30 protein-coding genes are annotated in these 24825 nt (G+C 58.1%); 21 read left to right on the top strand and 9 right to left on the bottom strand.

The genetic code is table 11. From position 1 onward, the window contains the following. Window positions 1-22: 22 nt before the first annotated feature. Window positions 23-577, top strand: coding sequence for a translation initiation factor IF-3 (gene infC, locus HZ995_RS13600; RefSeq protein ID WP_339402678.1), 555 nt, complete (start codon window positions 23-25; stop codon window positions 575-577). Between the two features lie 48 nt (window positions 578-625). Here infC and HZ995_RS13595 read toward each other — a convergent pair whose 3' ends face one another. Beyond that, a complete protein-coding gene (locus tag HZ995_RS13595) occupies window positions 626-1024 on the bottom strand; it encodes a hypothetical protein (RefSeq protein ID WP_209356205.1) in 399 nt (132 codons plus the stop codon). 95 nt (window positions 1025-1119) lie between these two features. Between HZ995_RS13595 and HZ995_RS13590 the strand changes: the two genes are divergently transcribed. The 14 genes from HZ995_RS13590 (at window position 1120) to HZ995_RS13525 (ending at window position 12348) form a co-directional block, all read left to right on the top strand. Further along, the gene (locus HZ995_RS13590) at window positions 1120-1470 is read left to right on the top strand and encodes an ArsR/SmtB family transcription factor (protein WP_209356204.1); all 351 of its coding nucleotides are present in this window, start codon (window positions 1120-1122) and stop codon (window positions 1468-1470) included. After that, the gene (locus HZ995_RS13585) at window positions 1457-1897 is read left to right on the top strand and encodes an SRPBCC family protein (protein ID WP_209356203.1); all 441 of its coding nucleotides are present in this window, start codon (window positions 1457-1459) and stop codon (window positions 1895-1897) included. Before HZ995_RS13590 ends, HZ995_RS13585 begins: the two co-directional genes overlap by 14 nt. Before the next feature lie 9 nt (window positions 1898-1906). Beyond that, a complete protein-coding gene (locus tag HZ995_RS13580; protein WP_209356202.1) occupies window positions 1907-2287 on the top strand; it encodes a DUF1761 domain-containing protein in 381 nt (126 codons plus the stop codon). An 86-nt stretch (window positions 2288-2373) separates the two neighbouring features. Next, window positions 2374-3414: a dihydroorotase gene (pyrC, locus tag HZ995_RS13575; RefSeq protein ID WP_209356201.1), complete on the top strand. Its 1041-nt coding sequence runs from the start codon at window positions 2374-2376 to the stop codon at window positions 3412-3414. A gap of 76 nt (window positions 3415-3490) precedes the next feature. After that, window positions 3491-4171: an orotate phosphoribosyltransferase gene (locus HZ995_RS13570; protein WP_209356200.1), complete on the top strand. Its 681-nt coding sequence runs from the start codon at window positions 3491-3493 to the stop codon at window positions 4169-4171. Window positions 4172-4446: 275 nt separating this feature from the next. Then, window positions 4447-5928, top strand: coding sequence for a replicative DNA helicase (locus HZ995_RS13565; RefSeq protein ID WP_209356199.1), 1482 nt, complete (start codon window positions 4447-4449; stop codon window positions 5926-5928). Beyond that, a complete protein-coding gene (locus HZ995_RS13560; protein WP_209356198.1) occupies window positions 5928-6887 on the top strand; it encodes a hypothetical protein in 960 nt (319 codons plus the stop codon). Before HZ995_RS13565 ends, HZ995_RS13560 begins: the two co-directional genes overlap by 1 nt. 95 nt (window positions 6888-6982) lie before the next feature. Then, on the top strand, window positions 6983-8017 hold the full coding sequence (alr, locus tag HZ995_RS13555) for an alanine racemase (protein ID WP_209356197.1): 1035 nt from the start codon (window positions 6983-6985) through the stop codon (window positions 8015-8017). Continuing rightward, window positions 8014-8796 (top strand): MlaE family ABC transporter permease, encoded by a 783-nt coding sequence (locus tag HZ995_RS13550; RefSeq protein WP_209356196.1) that lies wholly within the window; start codon window positions 8014-8016, stop codon window positions 8794-8796. Before alr ends, HZ995_RS13550 begins: the two co-directional genes overlap by 4 nt. Beyond that, window positions 8793-9551: an ABC transporter ATP-binding protein gene (locus tag HZ995_RS13545; RefSeq protein ID WP_209356195.1), complete on the top strand. Its 759-nt coding sequence runs from the start codon at window positions 8793-8795 to the stop codon at window positions 9549-9551. Before HZ995_RS13550 ends, HZ995_RS13545 begins: the two co-directional genes overlap by 4 nt. A 3-nt stretch (window positions 9552-9554) precedes the next feature. Next, window positions 9555-9986, top strand: coding sequence for a paraquat-inducible protein A (locus HZ995_RS13540; protein ID WP_209356194.1), 432 nt, complete (start codon window positions 9555-9557; stop codon window positions 9984-9986). A gap of 11 nt (window positions 9987-9997) precedes the next feature. Beyond that, a complete protein-coding gene (locus HZ995_RS13535) occupies window positions 9998-10309 on the top strand; it encodes a hypothetical protein (protein ID WP_209356193.1) in 312 nt (103 codons plus the stop codon). An 86-nt stretch (window positions 10310-10395) separates the two neighbouring features. Then, window positions 10396-11763, top strand: a complete 1368-nt coding sequence (radA, locus tag HZ995_RS13530; RefSeq protein WP_209356192.1) for a DNA repair protein RadA — start codon at window positions 10396-10398, stop codon at window positions 11761-11763. 33 nt (window positions 11764-11796) lie between these two features. After that, window positions 11797-12348 (top strand): CvpA family protein, encoded by a 552-nt coding sequence (locus HZ995_RS13525; RefSeq protein WP_209356191.1) that lies wholly within the window; start codon window positions 11797-11799, stop codon window positions 12346-12348. Window positions 12349-12357: 9 nt separating this feature from the next. Here HZ995_RS13525 and HZ995_RS13520 read toward each other — a convergent pair whose 3' ends face one another. Beyond that, window positions 12358-12837 (bottom strand): AAC(3)-I family aminoglycoside N-acetyltransferase, encoded by a 480-nt coding sequence (locus HZ995_RS13520; protein WP_209356190.1) that lies wholly within the window; start codon window positions 12835-12837, stop codon window positions 12358-12360. A gap of 264 nt (window positions 12838-13101) precedes the next feature. On the opposite strand from HZ995_RS13520, the gene purF reads away from it, so the two are divergent. The 5 genes from purF (at window position 13102) to HZ995_RS13495 (ending at window position 18134) form a co-directional block, all read left to right on the top strand. Beyond that, the gene (gene purF / locus HZ995_RS13515; protein ID WP_209356189.1) at window positions 13102-14619 is read left to right on the top strand and encodes an amidophosphoribosyltransferase; all 1518 of its coding nucleotides are present in this window, start codon (window positions 13102-13104) and stop codon (window positions 14617-14619) included. A gap of 33 nt (window positions 14620-14652) precedes the next feature. Continuing rightward, window positions 14653-15300, top strand: coding sequence for an SDR family NAD(P)-dependent oxidoreductase (locus HZ995_RS13510; RefSeq protein ID WP_209356188.1), 648 nt, complete (start codon window positions 14653-14655; stop codon window positions 15298-15300). Window positions 15301-15383: 83 nt separating this feature from the next. Then, on the top strand, window positions 15384-16166 hold the full coding sequence (gene surE / locus HZ995_RS13505; protein WP_209356187.1) for a 5'/3'-nucleotidase SurE: 783 nt from the start codon (window positions 15384-15386) through the stop codon (window positions 16164-16166). Continuing rightward, the gene (locus tag HZ995_RS13500) at window positions 16163-16813 is read left to right on the top strand and encodes a protein-L-isoaspartate(D-aspartate) O-methyltransferase (RefSeq protein WP_209356186.1); all 651 of its coding nucleotides are present in this window, start codon (window positions 16163-16165) and stop codon (window positions 16811-16813) included. Before surE ends, HZ995_RS13500 begins: the two co-directional genes overlap by 4 nt. A 130-nt stretch (window positions 16814-16943) precedes the next feature. Continuing rightward, window positions 16944-18134 carry a LysM peptidoglycan-binding domain-containing M23 family metallopeptidase gene (locus HZ995_RS13495; protein WP_209356185.1) on the top strand — a complete coding sequence of 397 codons (1191 nt, stop codon included), beginning with the start codon at window positions 16944-16946 and terminating at the stop codon, window positions 18132-18134. A 33-nt stretch (window positions 18135-18167) separates the two neighbouring features. Here the strand turns inward: HZ995_RS13495 and HZ995_RS13490 are convergent, their stop codons facing one another. The 5 genes from HZ995_RS13490 to tatA are packed head-to-tail and all read right to left on the bottom strand — an operon-like array spanning window position 18168 to window position 21497. Further along, the gene (locus HZ995_RS13490; RefSeq protein WP_245168673.1) at window positions 18168-19028 is read right to left on the bottom strand and encodes an alpha/beta fold hydrolase; all 861 of its coding nucleotides are present in this window, start codon (window positions 19026-19028) and stop codon (window positions 18168-18170) included. A 17-nt stretch (window positions 19029-19045) separates the two neighbouring features. Beyond that, complete coding sequence (locus tag HZ995_RS13485) at window positions 19046-19885, bottom strand: ATP-binding protein (RefSeq protein WP_209356184.1); 840 nt, start codon at window positions 19883-19885, stop codon at window positions 19046-19048. Next, the gene (tatC, locus tag HZ995_RS13480; RefSeq protein WP_209356183.1) at window positions 19875-20771 is read right to left on the bottom strand and encodes a twin-arginine translocase subunit TatC; all 897 of its coding nucleotides are present in this window, start codon (window positions 20769-20771) and stop codon (window positions 19875-19877) included. The genes HZ995_RS13485 and tatC overlap by 11 nt, the downstream gene beginning before the upstream one ends. Then, the gene (locus tag HZ995_RS13475; protein WP_209356182.1) at window positions 20772-21260 is read right to left on the bottom strand and encodes a Sec-independent protein translocase subunit TatA/TatB; all 489 of its coding nucleotides are present in this window, start codon (window positions 21258-21260) and stop codon (window positions 20772-20774) included. 24 nt (window positions 21261-21284) lie between these two features. Continuing rightward, window positions 21285-21497 carry a twin-arginine translocase TatA/TatE family subunit gene (gene tatA / locus HZ995_RS13470; RefSeq protein WP_209356181.1) on the bottom strand — a complete coding sequence of 71 codons (213 nt, stop codon included), beginning with the start codon at window positions 21495-21497 and terminating at the stop codon, window positions 21285-21287. A gap of 200 nt (window positions 21498-21697) precedes the next feature. Between tatA and HZ995_RS13465 the strand changes: the two genes are divergently transcribed. Then, window positions 21698-22360 carry a helix-turn-helix transcriptional regulator gene (locus HZ995_RS13465; protein WP_209356180.1) on the top strand — a complete coding sequence of 221 codons (663 nt, stop codon included), beginning with the start codon at window positions 21698-21700 and terminating at the stop codon, window positions 22358-22360. Here the strand turns inward: HZ995_RS13465 and HZ995_RS13460 are convergent. Together HZ995_RS13460 and cimA are read right to left on the bottom strand one after the other, a co-directional pair. Then, window positions 22355-23128 carry a squalene/phytoene synthase family protein gene (locus HZ995_RS13460; protein WP_348521215.1) on the bottom strand — a complete coding sequence of 258 codons (774 nt, stop codon included), beginning with the start codon at window positions 23126-23128 and terminating at the stop codon, window positions 22355-22357. The genes HZ995_RS13465 and HZ995_RS13460 overlap by 6 nt on opposite strands. After that, window positions 23125-24747 carry a citramalate synthase gene (gene cimA, locus HZ995_RS13455; protein ID WP_209356179.1) on the bottom strand — a complete coding sequence of 541 codons (1623 nt, stop codon included), beginning with the start codon at window positions 24745-24747 and terminating at the stop codon, window positions 23125-23127. Before cimA ends, HZ995_RS13460 begins: the two co-directional genes overlap by 4 nt. Window positions 24748-24825 lie beyond the last annotated feature (78 nt).

Below are 24825 nucleotides of genomic sequence, written 5' to 3'. Positions count from 1 at the left end.
CAAATCGGTTAACCATTGAAGGATCAAAACCATAGCCCGCAGACCACACAATGCGCCTCCACAGCGCGACACTGGCCCAAGAGTCAACGACGCAATCCGAGCCCCTGAAATCCGCCTGATTGGCGCAGATGGTGACAATGTTGGGGTGGTCCACCCTGCCAAAGCCATGCAAATGGCCGCTGACGCCGAGCTCGACCTCGTTGAAATCTCGCCCAACGCCAATCCGCCGGTCTGCAAGATCATGGACTATGGTAAGTTCAAATACGAACAGCAAAAGCGTGAATCCGAGGCGCGGAAAAAGCAGACCGTCATTCAGGTCAAAGAAGTTAAATTCCGCCCGAACACCGACACGCATGACTATGACGTCAAAATGCGCAACGTGGTGAAGTTCCTGGAAAAAGGCGACAAAGTCAAAGTGACGCTTCGTTTCCGTGGCCGCGAGATGGCCCACCAGAACCTTGGTCGTGAACTGCTGGAACGCGTGGCCGAGGACATCAAGGAATTGGGCAAAGTCGAAAACATGCCCAAGATGGAAGGCCGTCAGATGACCATGATGGTTGGCCCTCTGCCGAAGTAAACGGCTTTAAATAGAATACGAAGAACCCGGCCCTCGCGCCGGGTTTTTTTATGCGATGCCGCGATCTCCGCGCCACCAGGCCCATGCGTCTTTGTAGTCAAAACCCAGAGAAACAAGGTTCGTCATCAAAAGAACCGCGAGATAGCTGCGATAGCCCGAAGCGCCTCCGTCTGACGCAAGCCCAACACCAATCAAAATCACCAAAGGCGTCCAGAACACCAAATGCGGCAAGGCCATCGCTTTGCCCATGCCCCTGTCGCGCATCATGATAGGCAGATTAAACGCCATGCCCAGATTGGCCAAAAGCGCGACAGTGATGCCAGACACCGGCTCCACCTGCCCCCAGAACCCCAAAGACACCAAATTCACCGGCACCAGCCAAAGCACCATCCAGAGCTTCACCCACATCGGCAACCGCATAAAGCTCGCCCAAATCTCTCCGATCATCCTGTAATCCCTCATATTTCCCCCTCTCCATATACGTATCAAACATCATTCCACCTAACGGTTGACTGACGCCTTTCGCAATGTTATTCACCCATATGGTTGAACGAAAGGACGATCCCCAGCTCTCAGAGGTTCTGAAAGCCGCAAGCGACCCCACCCGTCGCGCCATCCTGACGCTGCTCGCTCAGAATGGGGCCGGACGCGTGACCGCCTTGGCCAAGCACTTCGACATGAGCCTCAACGCGGTCTCCAAGCACATCAAAGTGCTGGAACGCGCGGGCCTTGTGACGCGCCGCACCGAATGGCGAGAACATATTATCGAGCTGAACATGGCGCCCCTGCGCCAGATCGACCTTTGGTTTGCCGAGTTGCGATCCATCTGGGCCCTCAGGTTAGAGGCGCTTGAGGATATATTTAACGAGGAGACTGCCAATGACGACGACTGAGATACGCACGGACCTAAGCCTGTCCATTGATCGGGTGATCAAAGCCCCTGCCGAGAAACTTTTTAACGCCTGGCTTGATCCGGAAATGCTCAAGAAATTCATGTTGCCAGGGCCAGATATGTCCCTGCCCTCTGCCAAGGTTGATGCCCGCGAAGGGGGGCGCTTTGACCTGATCATGCGAGACGCCACCGACGACATGCCTCATGGCGGCGTTTACAAAAAGATCGACCCGCATTCTCAGATCATCTTTTCATGGGAAAGCGCCTGGTCCCCTGCCGAAAGCGAAGTCACGCTGGACTTTGAGCCTGTCGCCGAAGGCACACGCGTGACCCTGACACACCAGACCTTCTATGACGAAGAAAAGCGCGACAATCACCAAGCGGGCTGGGGCGCGATCCTCGCTGCTCTGGACGATATGGCGGCATAGGAGAGCATCATGGAAACCGAAGCTCTCAACTGGACGGCCATCCTCGTCGGAACCATCGCCGCCTTTTTCGCAGGCTGGGCGACCTTTAGCCCTTTCATGTTCGGCAAGACCTGGGCCATCGGCTCACGCATCTCGCCCGAGCCGCCCGAGCAAATGCCGTGGATGGCCATGGGGCTACAAGTCATCGGCCTTTTCCTCTTGGCTCTGGTGATCGGCACGACCGCCCAGATCGAAGCGCTCACGACTGCCATCGTCGCCATCCTCGCCGCTGCGGGCATGGTTATGGCGCAGGATGCGTTCTCACAAAAATCGAACGCTGCGATCCTGATCGATGGGGGCTATGTGGTGATTTCCGGCGCAATCATGATCGTCTGTCAGGGCATTTTCTGACCCAAGAAAGCGCGCCGCCAATTTAGGCGCGCTTTTCTCGCCAAACCCTCTTTCCGCTCGGGCGCCTTTTGTGTAATTGCCAAGGCATGACCCAAAGCCTGACGATTGCCCGCCCAGACGACTGGCACCTGCACCTGCGCGACGGCGCAATGCTGGAAGCTGTTCTTCCTGAAACCGCCCGCCATTTCGCCCGCGCGATCATCATGCCCAACCTCGTGCCGCCCGTGGTGCGCGGAGACCAGGCCGCCGCCTACCGCGACCGCATTCTGGCCGCCCTGCCCGAGGATATGTCCTTTGAGCCTCTGATGACGCTCTATCTGACCGAAAACACAGATCCCGAGGACGTCGCCGCCGCCCATGCATCCGGCCTTGTCAAAGCGGTTAAACTCTATCCCGCAGGCGCGACCACCAACTCGGCCTCAGGCGTCACGAACTTTGACAAAGTCAAACCTGTGCTCGCAAAAATGGCCGAGATCGGCCTACCGCTTTGTACCCATGGCGAAGTCACGCACAACCACGTCGATATCTTTGACCGCGAAGCCGTCTTCATCGACGAAGTGCTAGATCCAATTCGTCGCGAAAACCCCGACCTCAAGGTTGTGATGGAACATATCACCACCTCCACGGCAGCCGACTATGTCAAATCCAACGACAAGAACCTCGGCGCGACGATCACCACGCACCATCTGATCATCAACCGTAACCACATCCTCGTGGGCGGGATCAAGCCGCATTACTACTGCCTGCCCGTCGCCAAACGCGAAGAGCACCGCATCGCCCTGCGCGCCGCCGCCACCTCCGGCGACAAACGCTTCTTCCTTGGCACAGATTCAGCCCCCCACGTGGATGCCGCCAAAGAAACCGGCTGCGGCTGCGCGGGTTGTTTCACAGCGACCAACACCATGGCGCTCCTCGCCCATGTGTTTGAAGAAGACGGCGCACTCGACAAGCTCGAAGGCTTTGCCTCGCTGAACGGCCCCGCCTTCTACGGCCTGCCCGTCAACAGCGACACACTCACCCTGACCAAGTCAGACAGCGCCACTCAATTCCCCGACAAGATCCACGGCGGCGACGGCCCCGTCACCGTCTTTGACCCGGGCTTCCCAGTTTACTGGGACGTCGCCTGACTTTCTCTTGCCCTAAATATCCCCGCCGGAGGCTCCCGGCGCCTGCCACTAACGCTTCGCTAAAGGACAGAACACCATGATCCCAACCAGCTTCCCCGATCAAAAGGAAATCGCCCGCCTCACCGCGCGCATGCTGCTTGAGATCAAGGCCGTGAATTTCAACACCGACGAGCCCTATATCCTCGCATCCGGCCTGCCGTCCCCAAGCTATATCGACTGCCGCAAGCTCATCTCTTACCCGCGCATCCGCAGCACATTGATGGATTTCATGTCCGTCACCGTCATGCGCAACGCAGGTTTTGAGGCCTTCACCAATATCGCAGGTGGCGAAACCGCTGGCATCCCATTTTCGGCCTTTGTGGCAGAGCGCCTCGCCCTGCCCATGACCTATGTGCGCAAGAAACCCAAAGGCTATGGCCGCAACGCCCGCATCGAAGGCGTCATGACCGAGGATGATAAAGTCCTTCTGGTCGAAGACCTCACCACCGACGGCGGCTCCAAACTGTCTTTCGTGGACGCAATCCGCGAAACTGGCGCGTCCTGCGGCCACACAGCGGTGATTTTCTACTACGACATCTTCCCCGAGACCGTGAAAACCCTCGGCGATCATGGCGTGGAACTGCACTATCTGTGCACTTGGTGGGACGTGCTGGCTGAGGCCCGCGCGCAGGGCACCTTCCCAGAAGAAACGCTGGCCGAGGTCGAGAAATTCCTCAACGACCCACGCGCCTGGCAAGAGGCCAACAAGCGCGACTAATTTCAGCAACGCCTGTGGATGGCCTGTGGACGACTCACAGGGAATCGCCGATTCGACAGGCCCAAACAAAGATATATTTGGCAGATCCCGCAGGGTGTGCCACTATATCTAGGCGCAACCCTGACCGGCGGCGCAATCGCTGAAATTTACCCACATCCTTCAGGGCCTCTTATCAACAGAGATTTCCTGATAGGACGAGCCACCCAAAACCGCTATCACCTCTGCTCAGGGGCACGCGGATAAAAACAAGACCCGCGAATGACCGGGGGAGCAGCATGAACGAGCTAACGACGATAAATCCGGGTGTCCCTGAGGCTCAAGACGGCGATCCTATGCCGCATTCGATCGAGGCTGAACAACAGCTTCTCGGTGCGATCCTGACGAACAACGATATTTTCGACCGTGTGGCCTCGGTGATTGACGCGAGCCACTTCTATGATCCGGTCCATTCCCGCATCTATGAGGTCGCCGCCGCACGGATTGCCAAGAACAACCTCGCCTCTCCGGTAACGCTGAAGGCCTTTCTTGAGGATGACGAAGGGCTCAAGGAACTCGGCGGCCCTGCCTACCTCGCCCGCCTCGCAGGCGCTGCGATCTCGGCCTATGCAGCCAAAGATTATGCGCAGATGATCTACGACATGGCGATCCGGCGCGAGCTGATTGGGCTCGGTCAGTCGATCTCCACCCGCGCGACCAAGATGGACGTGACTGAAGAGCCCAAAGAGCAGATCGTTCAGGCGGAGCAAGCGCTCTATAAACTGTCCGAGCAAGGCAAAACCGACAGCGGCTTTGTCTCTTTCCTCAAAGCGGTCACCGAGGCCGTCAACACCGCCAACGCCGCTTATCAGCGCGATGGCGGCCTTGCCGGCGTCAGCACTGGGTTGATCGATCTGGACAAGAAACTCGGGGGGCTGCATCCCTCGGACCTTCTGATCCTCGCGGGTCGTCCGTCGATGGGGAAAACCTCACTGGCGACCAACATCGCCTTTAACGTTGCGAAGGCCTATAAGAAAGGCATCCGCCCAGATGGCACCGAAGGAACAATCGAAGGTGGCGTCGTTGGGTTTTACTCGCTGGAAATGAGTTCCGAACAGCTGGCCGCACGGATCCTGTCTGAAGCCGCCGAAGTTCCTTCCGAGCAAATCCGTAAAGGCGACATGACCGAACAGGAATTCCGTCGCTTTGTTGATGCCGCAAAGGCGCTGGAAGCCTGCCCCCTGTTCATCGACGACACACCCGCGCTGCCGATTGCCCAGCTTGCCGCCCGCGCGCGCCGACTGAAACGGACCCATGGTCTGGATCTCTTGATCATCGACTATCTGCAGCTCTGCCGCGGCACGGCAGAAAACCGGGTGCAAGAGATCGGTGAGATCTCGATGGGGATGAAAGCGATTGCCAAGGAACTGAATATCCCGGTGATCGCCCTCTCCCAGTTGTCTCGTACCGTGGAAAGCCGCGACGACAAACGACCGCAGCTTTCAGACCTGCGGGAATCCGGTTCGATCGAACAGGACGCCGACGTGGTGATGTTCGTGTTCCGCGAAGAATACTACAAAGAACGCGAGCGCCCCGGCGAACATGACCTCGAGAAAATGTCCATGTGGCAAGAGGAAATGGAACGCCTGCACGGTCGCGCAGAAGTCATCATCGGCAAGCAGCGTCACGGCCCGATTGGCACGGTGGATCTGAGCTTTGAGTCCAAATTCACCCGCTTTGGCAACCTCGTCAAACAGTGGCAACAGGACCAGCAGTTCTAATGGAGAAACCCCGGCTGATCCTGCATATTGGGTCGCAAAAGACCGGGACCACCTCTATTCAGGGCTTTCTGAAGAACAAAGCCGACGCACTGGCGGCCGAGGGCGTGAACTATGTCTCGGCAGGCCGCACCAATATCGCGCATAATTCGGTCTTGCAGGCGATCAATCAGAACGGCGGCAAGAAGGTTGCCAAGGCTATGGTGGCTGAAATCAAAGCTGCGCCGGATGTCACCCATGTGATCTCGTCCGAAATGTTCTTTCGCCGTGGGCTCGCGCCATGGTTTGACACCCATTTCCCGCGCCGGATCAAACGCCAGACCAAGGTCATCGCCTACATCCGTCGGCAGGACAAATATGCCGAGGCGATGTACAAACAGCGCGTTAAAAACGGCCGCTATCAAGGCGATCCCGAGGATTTCGCCCGCGAACAGATCGACCTCTACTATGGCCGCGTTCTACGCCAGTTCTCTCAGGTGTTTGGGCAGGAAAACATTATCGTCCGCCCCTTTGAGCGGCGAAATTTCCCAAATGGCGACGTGCAACAGGATTTCGCCCATATTCTCGGCCTGTCACGCGAATTGGCCGAGGGCTATGACCTGCCGTCCAGCAATGCCACGCTCAGCCGAGAGGTTTCTGAACAGCTGGGCGACATGCGCCGCGCGGGTACTGATATCAATACCCGCGATATCATCCGTAAAATCATTGCCATTAAACCTCAGGGCGCGATCCGGTCGGGTGACTGCCTGTCGCTAGCACTGCGGCGCGAGATCATGGCCCATCATGCCAAATTTAACGAAAACATCCGCGCCACCTACTGCCCTGATATAGAACAGCTATTTGACGAAAAAGACCTAGAGGACGACGCGGCCTATGAACTGCCAACCTCTTTGGAAACCGCGATCCGCACGGAACAGGCCAAACACGCGATTGACCTCGCGATTGATCAGCTTTCCGTCTAAAATTTGTTGTCGGAGACCATGGACTCTGGCAGGAAGTCCTGAGGGGCCCTATGGTCCTCAACAAGAATGACACAAAGCCCGAGTAGACCCACGATATGGCCACAGCAACGCTTACCATCGACCTCACGGCGCTGACCAACAACTGGCGCGCTTTGGACGCCATGACAGGCTGCGAAACTGCCGCCGTTGTGAAGGCAGACGGATATGGCCTGGGCGCGGATCGCGTGGCGCGCAGCCTCGCAAATGCGGGCGCGCGCACCTTCTTTGTGGCCGCGACAGAGGAAGCCGCGTCCTTACGCCAAGCGCTTGGCCCCGGGCCTGTGATCAATATCTTTTCGGGCCATATGGCGGGCGACACCGACATGATCAGCGATCTGCATCTGACGCCGATGCTGAACTCCATCGACCAGATGCTGCGCCATGTCGAAGCCCTGCCTGACCATCCGTTCGGCATTCAGCTTGATACCGGTATGAACCGCCTTGGCATGGAGCCCGGAGAATGGGCCGCGCTGCGCGAGTTGGCGGAACCTCAGAACCCGACATTGGTCATGTCTCATCTGGCCTGCGCGGATGAACCGGATCACCCAATGAACGCCCATCAGTTGGAGAGCTTTCTGGCCATGACCGAGGGCATGAGCACACCTAAGAGCCTTTCGGCCACAGGCGGCATCCTCTTGGGCAAAGACTATCACTTCGACATGACGCGCCCGGGCGTGGGGCTTTACGGCGGCTTGCCATTTGAAAAGGCGGAACCGGTCGCCCATGTCTCGATCCCCGTCATTCAGGTGCGCGATGTGGCGCAAAACGAGAGCGTTGGCTATGGCAACACCTGGATCGCCGAACGCGACAGCCGCATTGCAACGGTTGCGGCGGGCTATGCTGACGGTCTGATCCGCGCCATGGGGCCCAAGATGAACCTCTTTCACGGCTCTACCGCCTGCCCCATCGTGGGACGCATTTCGATGGACATGATCGGCGTCGACATCACCCATCTGGGCGAAGACCCGCGCGAGTTGGACATTCTCACCGAGGACCAAACGGTCGACCACCTCGCCGATGCGGCTGGCACTATCGGGTATGAGATCTTGACGTCCTTAGGTGCACGCTATCAACGGCGGTATTCTTCATGATCCTCCTCGCGCCACTGCGCTATCTGGGGCAATTGACGATGGCGGTTTTGGCCACCATCGGACAGGTCGCCATCTTTGCCGCCCAAGGCATCAGCCATATTTTCCGCCCACCCTTCTATTTCCGCGAGTTCCTGACCGCGCTCTTGCAGATCGGCTGGCTGTCCTTGCCTGTCGTCGGCCTCACCGCCTTCTTTACAGGAGGCGCTTTGGCGCTCCAGATCTACGCCGGCGGCGCGCGCTTCTCGGCCGAAGCAGTGGTGCCGCAGATCGTCGCCATCGGCATGGTGCGCGAACTTGGCCCTGTTCTTGTGGGCCTCATGATCGCCGCTCGCGTGACCAGCTCGATTGCCGCTGAAATTGCCACCATGAAGGTCACAGAACAGATCGACGCTTTGGTGACGCTCTCGACCCATCCGATGAAATACCTGACGGCACCACGGGTTCTGGCCGCTTTCATCGTCGTGCCGATCCTTGTGGGCATCGGAGACATCATCGGCATCTATGGCGGTTTCGTCGTCGGCACCGGCCAGCTTGGTTTCAACCCTGCAAGCTACATTAAGAACACCGTCAACTTCCTTGAAATATCAGACATAATCAGCTCGCTCATCAAGGGCTGCGCCTTCGGAGGCATCGCGGCCACGATGGGCTGCTACTTCGGTATGAACTCGGGCCGCGGCGCGCAGGGCGTGGGCGAGGCCACCAAGTCCTCGGTCCAAGCCGCTGCCGTTTTGATCCTCGCCGCCAACTTCATTCTCACATCGGTGTTTTTCAGCCAATGATCACGCTTGATAACGTCCATAAATCCTTTGGTCCCAAACACGTCCTGCGGGGCGTTGATCTGCATGTCCCCAAAGGCGAAAGCATGGTGATCATCGGAGGCTCGGGCACCGGGAAGTCCATCACCATCAAAAGCATCCTAGGCCTTGTGACCCCGGATCAGGGCAAGGTGATCGTCGACGGCGAAGACGTCACCCACGCAGGCATTGGTGCTGACCGCGACGCCTTTCTGGCGCGCTTTGGCATGCTGTTTCAGGGCGGTGCCCTCTTTGACAGCCTGACCGTCTGGCAAAACGTCGCCTTCCGTCTTCTGCGAGGCGCGCTCAAGCGCCCCAAAGCAGAGGCGCGCGAGATCGCGATTGAAAAACTCCGCCGCGTAGGCCTGACCCCTGATGTGGCCGATCTCTTTCCGTCAGAGCTCTCAGGCGGCATGCAAAAACGAGTCGGTCTGGCGCGCGCGATTGCGGCGGAGCCCGAGATCATCTTCTTTGACGAGCCGACCACGGGGCTAGATCCAATCATGTCCGGCGTCATCAACGATCTGATCCGGGAAATCGTTGTCGAAATGGGCGCGACGGCCATGACGATTACGCATGACATGACATCCGTGCGCGCGATTGCCGACAAGGTCGCGATGCTGCACGATGGGGTCATCCAATGGACCGGACCAGTTGCGGATATGGATGCCAGCGGTGATCCCTATTTGGAACAGTTCATCACAGGGTCCGCGGAGGGGCCGATTGAAGCGGTGCGATAACGCATGCTCCGGCTCCTCAACCTCTCCCTCCTCATCCTCTTCCCCATCAGCTGGTTCGCCCCACTGATGCGCGCAGGCCTCCTCCCGATCTTCGGCCTCTCGGAAATTTCCATCATCTCGGGCCTCGCGAGCCTTTTTCAAGCCGACGTCGTGCTGGCGCTCATCGTACTCCTCTTCGCACTCTTCGCTCCCATCGCCAAAACCCTCGGCCTCGCCCTGATCCATTTCGACCTTCTGGATCGTAAGACCCTGCCCGCCCTCACTTTCCTCGGCAAACTCGCTATGGCCGATATCTTCCTGATCGCGCTCTATATTACCGTCGTCAAAGGCGTCGGCCTCGCCACCGTGGAAACCGCCTGGGGCCTCTACCTCTTCACCGCCTGCGTCCTCGCGTCCCTCGCCATCAGCCATTTGACAGCGCGCGCAAAACCCTGAACAAAGCGCCCATGTCCACAGACCTGCTCATCACATTCTTCCCCCTGATCGTCGCCCTCGCCGCTTACCCGCGCGGAAGGCAAAGCGAGCAAGCCGGGCGTCTCTCGACCCTTTCGCTGATCTTCGCCTGCTGCGCCGTCAGCGCGCATATCTTCGTCACCCGTGGCGGAGACACCGCCAGCCCGCTCCTCCTGCTCACAAACGCCGCCTGCGTGATCCTCACGCTTTTCTTTGCAGCCCGCGTCGTGCGCCTTGCCGGACTGCGCTGGTACGACGCACTCGTCCTGCTCTATGCCGCAGCCACTGCCGTGCTGACCGCCTAACCTTTCTCTCGCCCAAAATATCCCCGCCGGAGACATCCCGACGTTTCCCCAATTGACCAAACTCAAAATTGGGGTAAAACGAGAACATGGCAAAGAGCAAAACCACCTTCTCCTGCACCGCCTGCGGGTCAGTTTTCACCAAATGGTCCGGCAAATGCGATGGCTGCGGCGAATGGAACACCATCGTCGAGGACACGCCGATCTCATCCGGCCCGTCAAGCGCGACGCTTGGCAGTTCCAAAGGCAAGTCGATTACGCTGACTGACCTGCGACATGAAGAGACGCCCCCACCTCGCACGCTTTCCGGCGTCAACGAGCTAGACCGTGTGTTGGGTGGCGGTCTTGTGCCCGCCTCAGCCATCCTTGTGGGCGGAGACCCCGGGATCGGCAAATCCACGCTTCTCCTTCAAGCCGCTGCAGAATTCGCCCGCAAAGGTTTGAAAACCATATATGTTTCCGGCGAAGAGGCCTCAGCCCAAGTCCGCATGCGCGCGCAACGTTTGCAACTGACAGACGCGCCTGTTCAACTCGCCGCCGAGACCAACCTGCGCGATATCCTCACGACGCTTGATCAGGAAAAGCCCCAGCTCGCCATCATCGACTCAATCCAAACCATGTGGAGCGACACCGTCGGGTCCGCCCCCGGGTCCGTCAGTCAGGTCCGCGCCGCAGCCCATGAACTCACGTCATTTGCCAAACGCAAAAACATGGCGATTGTGATCGTGGGCCATGTGACCAAAGAGGGCCAAATCGCAGGCCCCCGCGTCGTCGAGCACATGGTCGACACCGTGCTTTACTTCGAAGGCGAGCGCGGCCATCAGTTCCGCGTGCTGCGTGCCGTCAAAAACCGTTTCGGGGCTGCCGACGAAATCGGCGTCTTTGAAATGACCGGCCGTGGCCTTAGCCAGGTCACTAACCCCTCAGCGCTCTTTCTGGCCGAACGCGGCGAACCCGCGCCGGGATCTGTCGTTTTCGCGGGCATCGAAGGCACCCGCCCCGTGCTGGTCGAGCTGCAAGCGCTCGTTGCCCCCAGCCCTCATGCCCAGCCCAGACGCGCCGTTGTCGGCTGGGACAGCAGCCGCCTTGCGATGATCCTCGCCGTGCTCGAAGCGCGCTGCGGCATCCCTTTCACGGGCCTTGATGTTTACCTTAACGTCGCCGGTGGGATGAAAATCAGCGAGCCTGCTGCCGACCTCGCCGTGGCCGCGGCCCTGATTTCTGCGCGCGAAGACAGTGCGATTCCGGCAAAAACCGCCGTTTTCGGCGAAATTTCACTGTCCGGAGCCCTGCGTCCGGTATCCCAGACCGAAAATAGGTTGAAAGAAGCGTCAAAACTTGGTTTCACATCTGCAATAGCGCCAGTTGGTGGGAAAGCTGCAAAGGTTGAGGGCATGGCCCAAAATCAATTCAGTGATCTGGCGCAATTCGTTGGGGATATATTCGGGGCCGGGTAACCGCCTCAAGAAGCAGGTAGACCAGGAAGCAGAATGGACGGCTTTACAATTATCGACGGCGTTGTCGCAGGCGTCATCATCCTCTCGGCCCTTTTGGCCTATTCGCGCGGGTTCGTGCGCGAGGGCATGGCGATTTTGGGCTGGGTTCTCGCCGCAGTGCTCGCCTTTGTCTTTGCTCCGCAGGTGGAGCCTCTGGTCAAAGAGATCCCGGTTCTGGGCGATTACCTTGCTGACAGTTGCGAACTGGCCGTGATCGCTGCCTTCGCCGCCGTTTTCGCGGTGGCGCTTGTGGTTGTGTCACTCTTCACGCCGCTTTTTGCCTCGATGGTGCAGCAATCAGCCCTTGGCGGCATAGATCAGGCGCTTGGGTTCATTTTCGGCGTCCTGCGCGGCATCCTTTTGGTCGCGATCGCCTTCTTTGTCTACGAGACCGTCATGGTCAACCAAAGCATCGACATGGTGGACCAAAGCCGCTCGGCGCAAGTCTTTAGCCGCATGACACAGCAGATCGAAGACCGTGACCCTCAGCAGGCTCTGGGCTGGATCACCACCCAATACGAGCAGCTGGTTGGCTCCTGTAACTAAACCTTCGGTCTAAGACCCCTGTCCCGCCGGCTTGCCCATCGGCGGGATATCAAAGTGCAGAACCTCTTCGCGTATGCCGAGTTTTTCATAGAGCGCGAGTGCTGGGGCGTCCTCATAGTCTGCCTGCACAAAGCTCACCCATGCTCCGCGCGCCACAGCAACGTCACTGATCTTTGCGATCAAAGCCGAGGCGACGCCCTGGCGGCGAAACCCTGCATCCACTGCCAGATCGTAAATATAGATCTCGCTGCGCGACTGCTCGAATTTCTCAAGCTCATAGGCCACCAAGCCACCACAAAGCACCCCATTCATATGCGCGGTCATCACCAGAACATGGGGCTTTGCCAAAAGCGCGCGCAGATAGGCATCATCGGGCTTCTTTTCCGCATAACTCGCAGGATCATCAAAGCAGCGCGCAAAGAGCGCATTCAGCGCGCGCATCTCTGGCAGCTCTTCTGCCGTAAGCTGACGGATCTTGGCTTGCGTCATGTCACGCCTCTCGCTTTCTGATCTGTGGCCAAAGTTTTTACACCCATAGACAAATTGTCCATTGTTACTTTCGTGACATACTCGACCGAAGCAACTATAGGATGCGCAAGAACCCCTTGGATTCGGAGCCCAGCTTGTCCTGCCACCTGCCCCGCCCTTCTAAAGACGCGTGCATTCGGCCCCTGACAGACTCCGTCCATCCGCTCCCCAAACACGCGCGCTTGGTTCATCACCTCGCGTCCCGACTCTGAACGGAGACTGCTCATGTGCGGCATTCTTGGCATTTCCAACCAAAGCGATGACGTCTTCGCCGAGATCTATGACGGTCTGCTGATGTTGCAGCATCGCGGTCAAGATGCCTCGGGCATGGTGACCTATAACGGAGAATTCTTTCGCGAACGCAAAGCCAATGGTCTGGTGAAAGACGTCTTTGGCGCAGGCGATGCCGAGGTCCTGACGGGCCGCGTTGGTATTGGCCATGTTCGCTATCCGACGGCGGGCTCTCTGAGTGCCTCTGAGGCCCAGCCTTTCTTTGTGAACGCGCCTTACGGGATCTATTTGGTTCACAATGGCAATATCACCAATACGGCCGAACAAGGTGAGAAAGTCACCGCGAAATACAGCCGCCATCTGCGGACAACCTCGGATTCCGAGATCCTGCTGAACGTTCTGGCGGATAAGATCTTTGACTGCATCAAGGTGAACGGCAATTCCGATCCTGTCCGCAACATCTTTGCAGGCGTGCGCATGACGATGGAGCGCGTTCAGGGCGCTTATTCCGTCATCACCATGATTGCAGGCGTGGGCCTCATGGCCTTCCGCGATCCGCGCGGCATTCGGCCCCTGTCGGTCGGCAAGCGTGTGAACGCCAATGGCGTCGAAGAATTCTGCTTTGCGTCTGAGGACGTGGCCTTTGGCATCAACGGCTTTGAGAAAATCCGCGACGTGGCGGCAGGTGAAGCCATTCTGGTCGATCTGGATGGCAAGATGCATACGTCTCAGTGTGCCGAGGGCAATCTGACGCCCTGCATCTTTGAATATGTTTATCTCGCGCGGCCAGATTCCTTGTTGGACGGCATTTCCGTGTACAAAACCCAGATGCGGATGGGTCAAACGCTGGCGGAACAGATCAAAGAAGCCGGTTTTGACATCGACCGCATCATTCCAGTGCCTGACAGCGCCCGTCCGGTGGCGCTTGAGGTCGCGAAATCTATGGGCATCCCATACCGCGAAGGTCTGGTGAAAAACCGCTATGTGGGCCGGACGTTCATCATGCCCGGTCAGGCAGAGCGTAAGAAATCCGTGCGCCGCAAACTCAATGCAGTACCTCTGGAATTTGAGGGCCACAATGTTCTTCTGATCGATGACTCCATCGTGCGTGGGAACACCTTGCACAAAATCGTGGAAATGTGTCGCGAAGCAGGCGCGAAGAAAGTCTATGTGGCTTCTGCCTCACCTCCGGTGAAATTCCCGAATGTCTATGGCATCGACATGCCAACCCGCCACGAGCTGATCGCCCATGACAAAACCACTGAGGAAATCTGTGCAGAGATCGGTGCAGATGGTTTGATCTATCAAAAGCTCGAAGACCTGATCTGGGCGGCCCATGAGGGCAACAAGGACATTGAAACCTTCGATTGCTCTTGCTTTGACGGCAACTATGTCACCGGCGTTGGCGAGGACTATCTGAACCAGCTGGAACAAAGCGGCCGGGTGAGTGCCAAGATCAAGGATATGCCCGCGCAGGGCGCGTCTTGGAACGCGGCAACAATGGCCTCTTAAGGCCTTTATATCATTAGAAAAGACACAGATCCGATGAACGATAAAATTGCTCTCATCACCGGCGCATCCCGCGGCCTTGGTTTCGCTTGCGCCGAGGCTCTTTCGCCAGCATATCACGTGGTTGCGGTCGGGCGCACCGTGGGCGGTCTTGAAGATCTGGACGACGCGATCAAAGCCAAAGGCGGCGCGGCGACGCTCGCGCCTATGGATGTGAACGAAGCTGACGCTATGGCGCAGTTGTGTCGCTCGATCCATGACCGTTGGGGCAAGCTGGATCTGTGGATCCATACGGCGGTGCACGCGGCCCCGCTGGCGCCTGCCAGCCATATGGACCAGAAAGACTGGGCGAAATCCGTTGCGACCAATGTGACCGCAATGGGCACGTTGATCCCCTATATCTCGCCGCTTTTGGGCGCGGGCTCACAGGCCGTGTTTTTTGATGACGTAAGCGCCGGCGAAAAGTTCTTTGGCGCCTACGGCGCAACCAAGGCCGCTCAGATCGCCCTTGTCAAAAGCTGGCAGGCGGAATGCACAAGCACGGATACCAAAGTCTCGATCCTGACGCCGAACCCCATGCCAACCAGCACTCGGGCGCGGTTCTACCCCGGCGAAGATCGCGGCGCTCTGACTGCGCCGAGGGATGAGGCAACGCGACTTTTGACTGCGGCAGGTTTGCTCTAAATCGCCGCGTCACCGCCAAGGGTGGTTGCCCGCATGCGCCCTGCGTTCTAGACAGGGTTAACATCTAAGACATGGGGCGGAGCATGCGCATTCTCATCACCAATGACGACGGGATTCAGGCCGAGGGTCTGTCGGTGATGGAAGACATCGCCAAAGAGCTCGCAGGCCCCGACGGAGAGGTCTGGACCGTCGCGCCAGCCTTTGAGCAATCCGGCGTCGCCCATTGCATCAGCTACGCCCATCCCACCATGATCACGCAATTTGGCGAACGCCGCTTTGCCGTTGAAGGCAGCCCCGCCGATTGCGTCCTTGCGGGGATCTATGAGGTCATGAAAGACGGCGCGCCGGATCTGATCTTGTCTGGCGTGAACAAGGGCAATAACTCGGGTGAGAACGCGGCCTATTCAGGCACATTGGGCGCGGCACTAGAAGGTGCTTTGCAGGGTATCCCCGCGATTGGTTTGTCTCAGTTCTACGGACCAGACAATGCGTTTCTGGACAATCCCTTTGAGGCTTCGGCCCAGCATGGGGCGGACATCATCCGCAAGATCCTTGCAACAAATGCTGAGTCTTCAAACCCTTACAAGCTTTTCTTCAACGTAAACTTCCCGCCAGTTCCCGCCGTTTCGGTCAAGGGCACCAAAGTCGTGCCACAGGGTCGTCGCGCGGGCACAAACTTCGGCGTCGAGCTGCAAGAACGCCCCAACCGACGCAAATACCTCTGGGTCACCGGTGGCGATCAACGCGCGCCCTCGCATCCGGAAACGGATGTGGCTGTGAACCTAGAAGGTTACATTTCCGTCACCCCGATGCGCGCGGATTACACCGCGCATGATATGCTCGACACCTTCCGGGGGATCGAATGAGTCAGGACGACCTCGCTGAACAAAAGATGCGGTTTATGTTCGCCCTGCGCAGCAAGGGCGTCACGGATGCGCGTGTTCTAACCGCGATGGAAACCATCGACCGGGGTCCTTTCGTGAAGGGAATCTTCACAGACCGCGCCTATGAGGACATGCCGCTGCCGATTGCCTGCGGTCAAACCATCAGCCAGCCTTCAGTCGTGGGCCTGATGACACAAGCGCTCGACGTGAGCCCGCGCGATAAGGTTCTCGAAGTCGGCACGGGCTCTGGCTATCAGGCTGCGATCCTCAGCCAGCTTGCGCGACGCGTCTATACGGTGGATCGTCACCGCCGCCTTGTGGCCGAGGCCAAGTCGATCTTTGAATCTATGGATCTGGGCAATATCACTGCTTTCACGGCAGACGGCAGCTTTGGCCTGCCCGATCAGGCCCCGTTTGATCGTATCATCGTCACCGCCGCCGCAGAGGACACCCCAGGCCCGCTTCTAGGACAACTGAAGGTCGGCGGCATTATGGTGCTGCCTGTCGGGCAGTCGGATACCGTGCAAAGCATGATCAAAGTCACACGTTCTGAGACGGGATTTGACTACCAAGAGCTGCGCCCCGTGCGCTTTGTGCCGCTCTTGGAAGGCGTAGCGCGTGACAATTAAGCATAAAATCGCCGAAATCCCCTGATTTTTCCCCCTGTAGCCCTGCTCTAACCACAGTAGACGTGGTACAAGGTGGCAAAACATAATCCGGTGCCCAGATGGCAATCGGAACTTTCATGAGGATTTCGAGATGGCTGTGGCAAGACGGCGAGTTTCTTCGATTTTGATGGCTGTCTCTGTGACGGCGCTTTTGGCGGGCTGTGAGGACGGTCTGGATTTCGACCTGCGCGGCAGCTTGGGATCTGGTCTTGATACCACGTCGGCGGCGCTTGGTGTCACGGCAGATCGCCCGGATACAGACAACCGCGGCATCATCTCCTATCCGAACTATCAGGTGGCTGTGGCCCGCCGCGGCGACACAGTGCGCGATGTGGCCAACCGTGTGGGCATTCCGGCCGAAGAACTGGCCGATCACAACTCGCTGGCCACACACGACCGCCTGCGCCCGGGTGAGGTTCTTTTGCTGCCGGATCGTGTGGCCGAGCCTTCTTCGCAGACCGGAGGCACCGGACAGGTGCTCCCGCCCTCGAACGTCGATATCTCTTCGCTTGCGGGCAATGCGATCAACAACGCCGGTATCCAGACCGAAGAACTTGAGGCCGCGCCGACCCCGACACGCCCCTCTGACGTGCAAATCGGCTATGAACCGATCCGCCACACGGTAAAACGCGGCGAGACCGCGTTTTCGATAGCGCGGCTCTACAATGTCTCGGTGCGTGCGCTGTCCGAATGGAACGGCCTTAGCAATGACTTCACCATCCGAGAGCGTCAGATCCTTTTGATCCCACCGGCCCAGCCCGGCGCGCCAGCAACCAGCACACGCCCTCAGCCGCGCGATGAGACGGTGTCGCAACCCGGTCAGGGATCAAGCACGCCGACACCTCCAAGCGCGTCCAAGCCGCTACCAAAGGACACCTCGTCCCAGCAAGTCAGCAAACCGGCAGCGCCTAAGCTTCAGCAAACCACGACCAGTTCAGCCCAGATGAGCTATCCGGTCGATGGGCGCATCATTCGAACCTTTAAAAAGGGCAAGAACAATGGGATCGACATTTCGGCGGACGCCGGCAGCCCGGTGAAAGCCGCCGCCAGCGGCAGCGTTGCTGCGATCACGACCGATGCAGATGACGTGACTATCGTGGTTATCCGCCATGCAGATAATGTGATGACGGTCTACTACAACGTCGCTGATGTTTCGGTGTCTAAAGGCGCAAAAGTGTCGCGCAATCAAAGCATTGCGAAGGTTCCGAGCGAGAAGAACTTCGTGCATTTCGAAGTGCGAAAAGGGTTCGACATCGTCGACCCGATGCCGTTCCTGGAATAGCTCAGTTGAAATCGGGCCTAGCCATGGGCCCGATCACGCCAAAGTTCTCAGATGGTCTTGAACGGCCTTTAAAACTTCATTGGGGCGCTCTTCGACAAGGAAGTGGCCCGCGTCTATTACCTGCCCGGTTGCGTGCGGAAACCATGATGTCCAAGCCTCAACCGGGTTCAAATGATGGTCGACTGCGCCTTTGCTGCCCCAGAGGATAAGGCAGGGCATGTCTCGGGTCTCACCGAGGCTCGCGCGATCATGCTCTAGATCAACACTTGCCCCAGACGCGTAGTCGCCACACCAAGCCGCGATCACGCTGGGATTGCCCGCGGCCCGCTCGTATTCCGCCATTGCCTCTGCGGTGAACACATCAGACCCCGATAGTCCGATCAGCGCAGACCGCATAAACATGACCGGATCACTGTTGATAAGGCGCTCGGGCATGCCTCCGGGTTGCGCGAGAAATGTCCAATGATAATAGCGCTTTGCAAGCCAGTCATCCATCGTTCGCCAAACATCGAGCGTCGGGATGATATCCAAAAGTACGATTGATTTGACGACCTCGGGATGATCCAAAGCCATCCGATGTGCGGTACGCGCGCCGCGATCGTGGGAGACGACGTGGAAGCTGGAATGTCCAAGGCTGGCCATCAGTTTGACCATGTCCAGAGCCATCGCCCGGAATGAAAAATCTCCGTCTTTAGCAACGGAGTCCCCATATCCGCGCAGATCAGCGGCAACGACTTGGTAGGTCTCGGCCAAACTCTCAGCGATGGGATGCCACATCACATGGGTTTGCGGATAACCGTGCAGCAACAGCACCGGGGCACCATCGCCTCCTACTCGGGCATGAATGATGGCGTTGCCAACGTCGGCTTTGATTTCACGAAATCCTTCGAACATCGCAATCCCCAAGCGTCCTAGATCTGAACACCCTTTCGGCCCGCCAGATCCGTGAAATACTGCCAAGCGACACGGCCTGAACGTCCACCACGTGTGGCCTGCCACTCAATAGCTTCAGCCCTTAAGGTATCGTCATCGATCACGACTCCATAGGCGTCCACATAGCCTTTGATCATCGCGAGGAATTCGTCTTGATCACACGGATGGAAGCCCAACCACAGGCCAAAGCGATCTGACAGTGAGACCTTTTCCTCAACCGCCTCGGATGGGTTGATCGCAGAGCCACGTTCGTTCTCGATCATATCGCGTGGCATGAGGTGACGCCGGTTCGACGTCGCATAGAACACCACATTATCAGGCCGCCCTTCTATACCACCGTCCAGAACCGCCTTAAGGCTCTTGTAGTGCTGGTCATCGTGGGAAAACGACAGGTCATCGCAAAACAGCAGGAACCGTGCCTTTGAACCGCGCAGATGTTGCAACAGACGCGCCACGCTGGGCAGGTCTTCGCGTTGCAGTTCCACGATTTTCAGCGCATGGCCTTGCGCATTCACCTCGGCATGCACCGCCTTCACCAGCGAGGATTTCCCCATCCCCCGCGCGCCCCACAAAAGCGCGTTGTTGGCCGGGAAGCCTTTGGCAAAGCGCAGGGTATTTTCCAGCAAGGTATCACGCGAGCGGTTGATACCAACCAACAGCGAAAGATCTACCCGAGACACATCGGCCACAGGCTCCAGCCGTTCTGGATCCACATGCCAGACAAAGGCGTCCGCCGCGTCAAAATCCGGAGACGCAAGCGGCGCCGGAGAGATCCTCTCCAGCGCCGCTGCAATCCGTTCTAAAGGATCATTTGTCATTTTCTGCGTCGAGCTCGATGTCGGCTTCTTCTTCATCGTCATAATAGCCTTCTTCGCGCAGCTTGGCTTCGCGGCGTTTTTCAACGCGGCTGACGAGGATGATCGACACTTCATAAAGGCCATAGACCACCACAAAGAGGATCACCTGAGAGATCACATCCGGCGGCGTCACCACGGCGGCCAGCGCCAGAATGCCGACAACCGCGTATTTCCGCACGTTGCCAAGGCCTTCTGCCGACACCAGTCCTGCCTGCCCCATAAGGGTCAGCAATACCGGCAACTGGAAGCAGAGGCCAAAGGCCACGATCAGTTTCAACGTGATATCCAGCGTCTCATTGACTTTACCCTGGAAGACAATCGCGATGCCGTCGTCTTTGATGGGCGCATCGATCGGCGCGCCTTCGACGAATAAGGCAGAGACCAGAGAAGACGCGTCAGCAAAGCCCAAGAAGAACTGCATCGCCAAGGGCGTTACGATGAAATGGGCAAAGGCTGCGCCGGAAATGAACAACACAGGTGAGGCAATCAAAAACGGCAAAAACGCTGATTTTTCATTGCGATAAAGGCCAGGTGCCACAAAACGCCAGAGCTGATGTGCAATAACTGGGAAAGACAATCCCAGCCCCGCAACCATCGCCACGCGAACAAGCGTAAAGAAGTATTCCTGCGGCGCGGTATACTGCATCACCGGGTTCGGGTCGCCCAAGTTCCGCATGGTCTGCTCAATCGGGATCAGCAGGAAATCCAGCAGGTATTTGCCAAAGATAAAGCAAATGATGAAGCCCACCACAAAGGCAATCACCGAGCGGATCAGACGCGTCCGAAGTTCGGCCAGATGCTCGATCAACGGGGCGGAGCTGTCCTCCATGTCGTCTGTCGCAGTCATCTATGCGTCCTTATCGGTCTTTGCGGCCTCTTGGGCCTGCTTGGCCTGAACCGCTTCAAGCGCCTCTTGGGCTGCTTTGGCCTCGGCCTGTGCTTTCTCGGCGGCTTCGGCTGCGGCTTTCGCCCGGTTTTCCGCCTGACGTTTGGCCGTCGCGTCGTGGATCTTTTTCGCATCCTCGGCGCGTTTGGCGGCCAGTTTGCCGGTCTCGCTTTCGGGGTCGAAATTCGCCGCCGCCTTGGCATGTTCCGCCAAAGCATCCGCCGCGCCCTTCACAGGGTTTGCGGCCGCTTTCAGCGTATTGGTGATGTCTCCCATACCGCTGTTATCGGCTGCCTGGTTCATCGCCGAGCTAAACTCGCGCCCCATAGCGCGAGCCTTGCCGACGAAATTCCCCACCCGGCGAAACAGAACTGGAAGATCCTTTGGGCCAACCACAATCAGCGCAACAAGGCCGATAATCAGCAGTTCGCCCATTCCGAAGTCAAACATCCGGCGCTCCTTTTCGCGCCAAAGTTAGGCGTCGTCTTTGGTCTTTTCAGACTCTGGGGTCACGTCTTTGGCGTCTTCGAGTTCCGCGTTCAGCTCTTCTGTGCCCTCTTTGACACCGCGACGGAAGGAGGTGATGCCTTTGCCGACTTCGCCCATCAAGGACGAGATTTTGCCGCGGCCAAAAAGAACCAGAACGACGACGGCGATGAGCAGAACCTGCCATGGACCTAGGGACATTGTATTTCTCCTGTGAAGAGGCCTTGGTGCCTCGTTTCAACTTTCTGGGCCAATAGTTAGGCAGTGTTCTCGAAGGTTAAAAGCCCGAAAACACCAATTTTCATGGGTTTTGGCGGAAAATTGCGATGGGTTTTGTCAATAGGTTGTCAATTGACAGGTTTTTGTCAGTATGTGTTCGAAAGACGTAGCAGGAATCGCCAATGAAACGGACCGAACGGCTCTATTCGCTGATAGAGATTCTCAAGGACGGAGAGCTGCACCGCGCCGAGGATTTGGCAGAGCGGTTTGGGGTGTCTTTGCGCACGATGTATCGCGATATGGACATGCTCGCAGCCAGCGGCATTCCGGTCGAGGGCGAACGCGGTCGGGGCTACTCCGCGCGGGCGGCGATCACCCTGCCCCCGTTGAACCTGACGGAAGAAGAACTGGATGTGCTCTTGGTCACATTGGCCGCTGCGGGTCAGTCATCGGATGAGGCTTTGCGCACGGCAGCTATCTCTTTGGCCGAAAAGATTGATGCGGTTCTGCCAGAGGACCATCGCGCCGCGCCCAAGGCGATGAATTTCGCGGCCTACCCCTTTGCGGAATCAGCCTATGCCTTCCAGCACCTCACCAATTTGCGCGGCGCGATCCGGGCCAAACAACGGATTGCCATCGCCACGGTGTCTGGCGCAGCGCATGATCTTAGGCCTTTGAAACTGGATTATTGGGGCCGCGTCTGGAGCCTCACCGCATGGGTCGAAGACCTCAGCGACTTTGGTACCTTTCGGGTCGATCAGATCGAGACCGTGCGCATTCTGCCGGGGCTTTTTGTAGATGAACCGGGCAAGACCCTCGCGGATCTGGATCGCCGAGCGTCATAGGCGGTTGAAGGTCGACACCACCAAGAGGCTGGATTTCCTACGAAATTCACTAAGCCCAAGCGCACCATCGGCCACGAGCATCGGATCTTGGGTCACTTGCTTAAGCAGTGCCGCGTCCTGCCACGTGCAATAGAGCGCCGCCCGCGCTGTTTTGCTGTTTTTCGACGCATCTGCAGCCCGTCGACGCGCCAAAGCCTCTTGCGCCAGTGCCTGTACTGCTTCTACACGCCCATCCACCAAGGGACGCCGTCCTTGGTTCTCCAATTCAGGAATGGCTTGAAACCAGCGCACCAGAGCATGGGCAAAGGCGATGTCACGCACGGCAGACTCATCAGCGTCGCCAAGCATCTGACATCCCGCCAAAAGCAGATTGCCCGTGGTCTTATCCAGATATGCGCGAAACGCTGCCTCGTCCTCAAACGGATCTTTATAGATATCCCACCGTCGCGCCTCGACCAAAGCGTCCAGACTGTCGGCCATCTCAGGCGTCAAAACCGCCGCCAAGGGGGTCACCACCTCATGCCGCCGCGCCTGCCCGCCCTCTCGGATTTCTTCCAACGCATCGCGCCACCATTGCAGGCGCATCTCGGCAATCATGCTTTCCTGCGTCACCCAAGGCGCGCGGCTGACTTCGATGTTGAAGGCAAAGAGCGGAAACAACTTGGCCCGCGCGGTCACAGGCGCGGCCATGATCGCCATAAAGCGATCCGCATCGCCCCGCTGCACCAGACCGGCGCAGGCGTTAATATCCGCCGTCAGATCACTCACACCGCCGTCGCGCCGTCGTGGACAAGCTTCCAGTTGATCGCATCCAAGAGCGCTTCAAAGGAGGCATCCACTATGTTTGGGGACACGCCAACCGTAGACCAACGCCGACCGTTGCTGTCTTCGCTGTCAATGATGACGCGCGTGACGGCCTCTGTGCCGCCTTGTGTGATGCGCACCTTAAAGTCCACGAGTTTCAGATCATCAATCACGGCCTGATAAGGGCCAAGATCCTTGCCCAAAGCCTTGGACAGCGCGTTGACCGGCCCCCGATCCGAGCCGCCCTCGTCCATGGATTCACTGACAGAGAGCTTCTTTTCGCCGCCGATTTTCACGACCACAACCGCCTCAGACAGGCTGACCATCTGATTATATTTGTTTTTGCGGCGCTCGACCGTGACCTTGTAGCGTTTGACCTCAAAGAATGTCGGCAGGCTGCCAAGTTTTTCGCGCGCCAGCAGCTCAAAGCTCGCCTGCGCAGTGTCAAAACTATAGCCCTGCGCTTCTTTTTCTTTGATGCGATTGAGGATCCGCGCCAAAGCCGGATCGCCTTTTTCAACCGAGATCCCAGCGTCCGCCAATCGCTTGATCAGATTGGACTGACCGGCCTGATTGGACATCGGGATGATGCGCTCGTTGCCGACCGATTGCGGGTCGACATGTTCATAGGTCGTGGGGTCTTTGAGAATGGCTGAGGCGTGCAGACCTGCCTTATGGGCAAAGGCCGAGGCCCCCACAAAAGCCGCTTGTTTTTCTGGGATGCGGTTCAGGATGTCATCCAGCATCCGGCTGACCCGCGTCAGTCCTTTCAGGCCTTCCTTGGTGACCTGCGTGTCATAAAGCGAGGCATAGGGCTCTTTCAGCATCAGCACAGGGATGAGCGTGGTCAGATTGGCGTTGCCACAGCGTTCACCAAGGCCATTCAGCGTGCCTTGCACCTGCCGCGCGCCCGCGTCGATGGCTGCAAGAGAATTCGCGATCGCCTGTTCGCAGTCATTATGCGTATGGATGCCCAGATGGGTTCCCGGGATGCCCGCTTCGATCACCGCCTTGGTCGCCGCATGCACTTCGGCAGGCATTGCGCCGCCATTTGTGTCGCAGAGCACAACCCAACGCGCGCCGGCCTCATAGGCGGCTTTCACGGCCTCGATTGCGTAGTCCGGGTTGGATTTATAGCCGTCAAAGAAATGCTCTGCGTCAAACATTGCTTCGCGCCCCTGCGCCACGATATGCGCCATGGATTTCGCGATGTTTTCTGTGTTTTCCGCCAATGTGATCCCAAGGGCCTTTTCGACGTGAAAATCATGGCTTTTGCCGACCAAACAGACCGACGGCGTGCCTGCATTCAACACGGCGGCCAAGACGTCGTCGTTTTCGGCCGAGATCCCCGCCCGTTTGGTCATGCCAAAGGCTGTGAAGGTCGCCCGCGTCTCGGGCCGTTCGTCAAAAAAAGCGCTGTCGGTCGGGTTTGCGCCCGGCCAGCCGCCTTCGATAAAGTCCACACCCAGCTCATCAAGCGCCAAAGCGATCTGCTTTTTCTCGTCGGTCGAGAACTGCACGCCCTGGGTTTGCTGACCATCCCTAAGCGTGGTGTCGTAGAGGTAGAGACGTTCTTTGGTCATAACACAACCTCCGAGCCACTACACCCCGGGTCGCTTGCGGCCCGGTTCGCCCCCGACCCGCCCCCCAGGGCGGGGGCG

This window comes from Cognatishimia activa (assembly GCF_017798205.1).
GTDB classification, from domain to species: domain Bacteria; phylum Pseudomonadota; class Alphaproteobacteria; order Rhodobacterales; family Rhodobacteraceae; genus Cognatishimia; species Cognatishimia activa_A.
The sequence above is the reverse complement of the archived record's forward strand: the minus strand, read 5'-3'. Positions and strand labels throughout refer to the sequence as shown.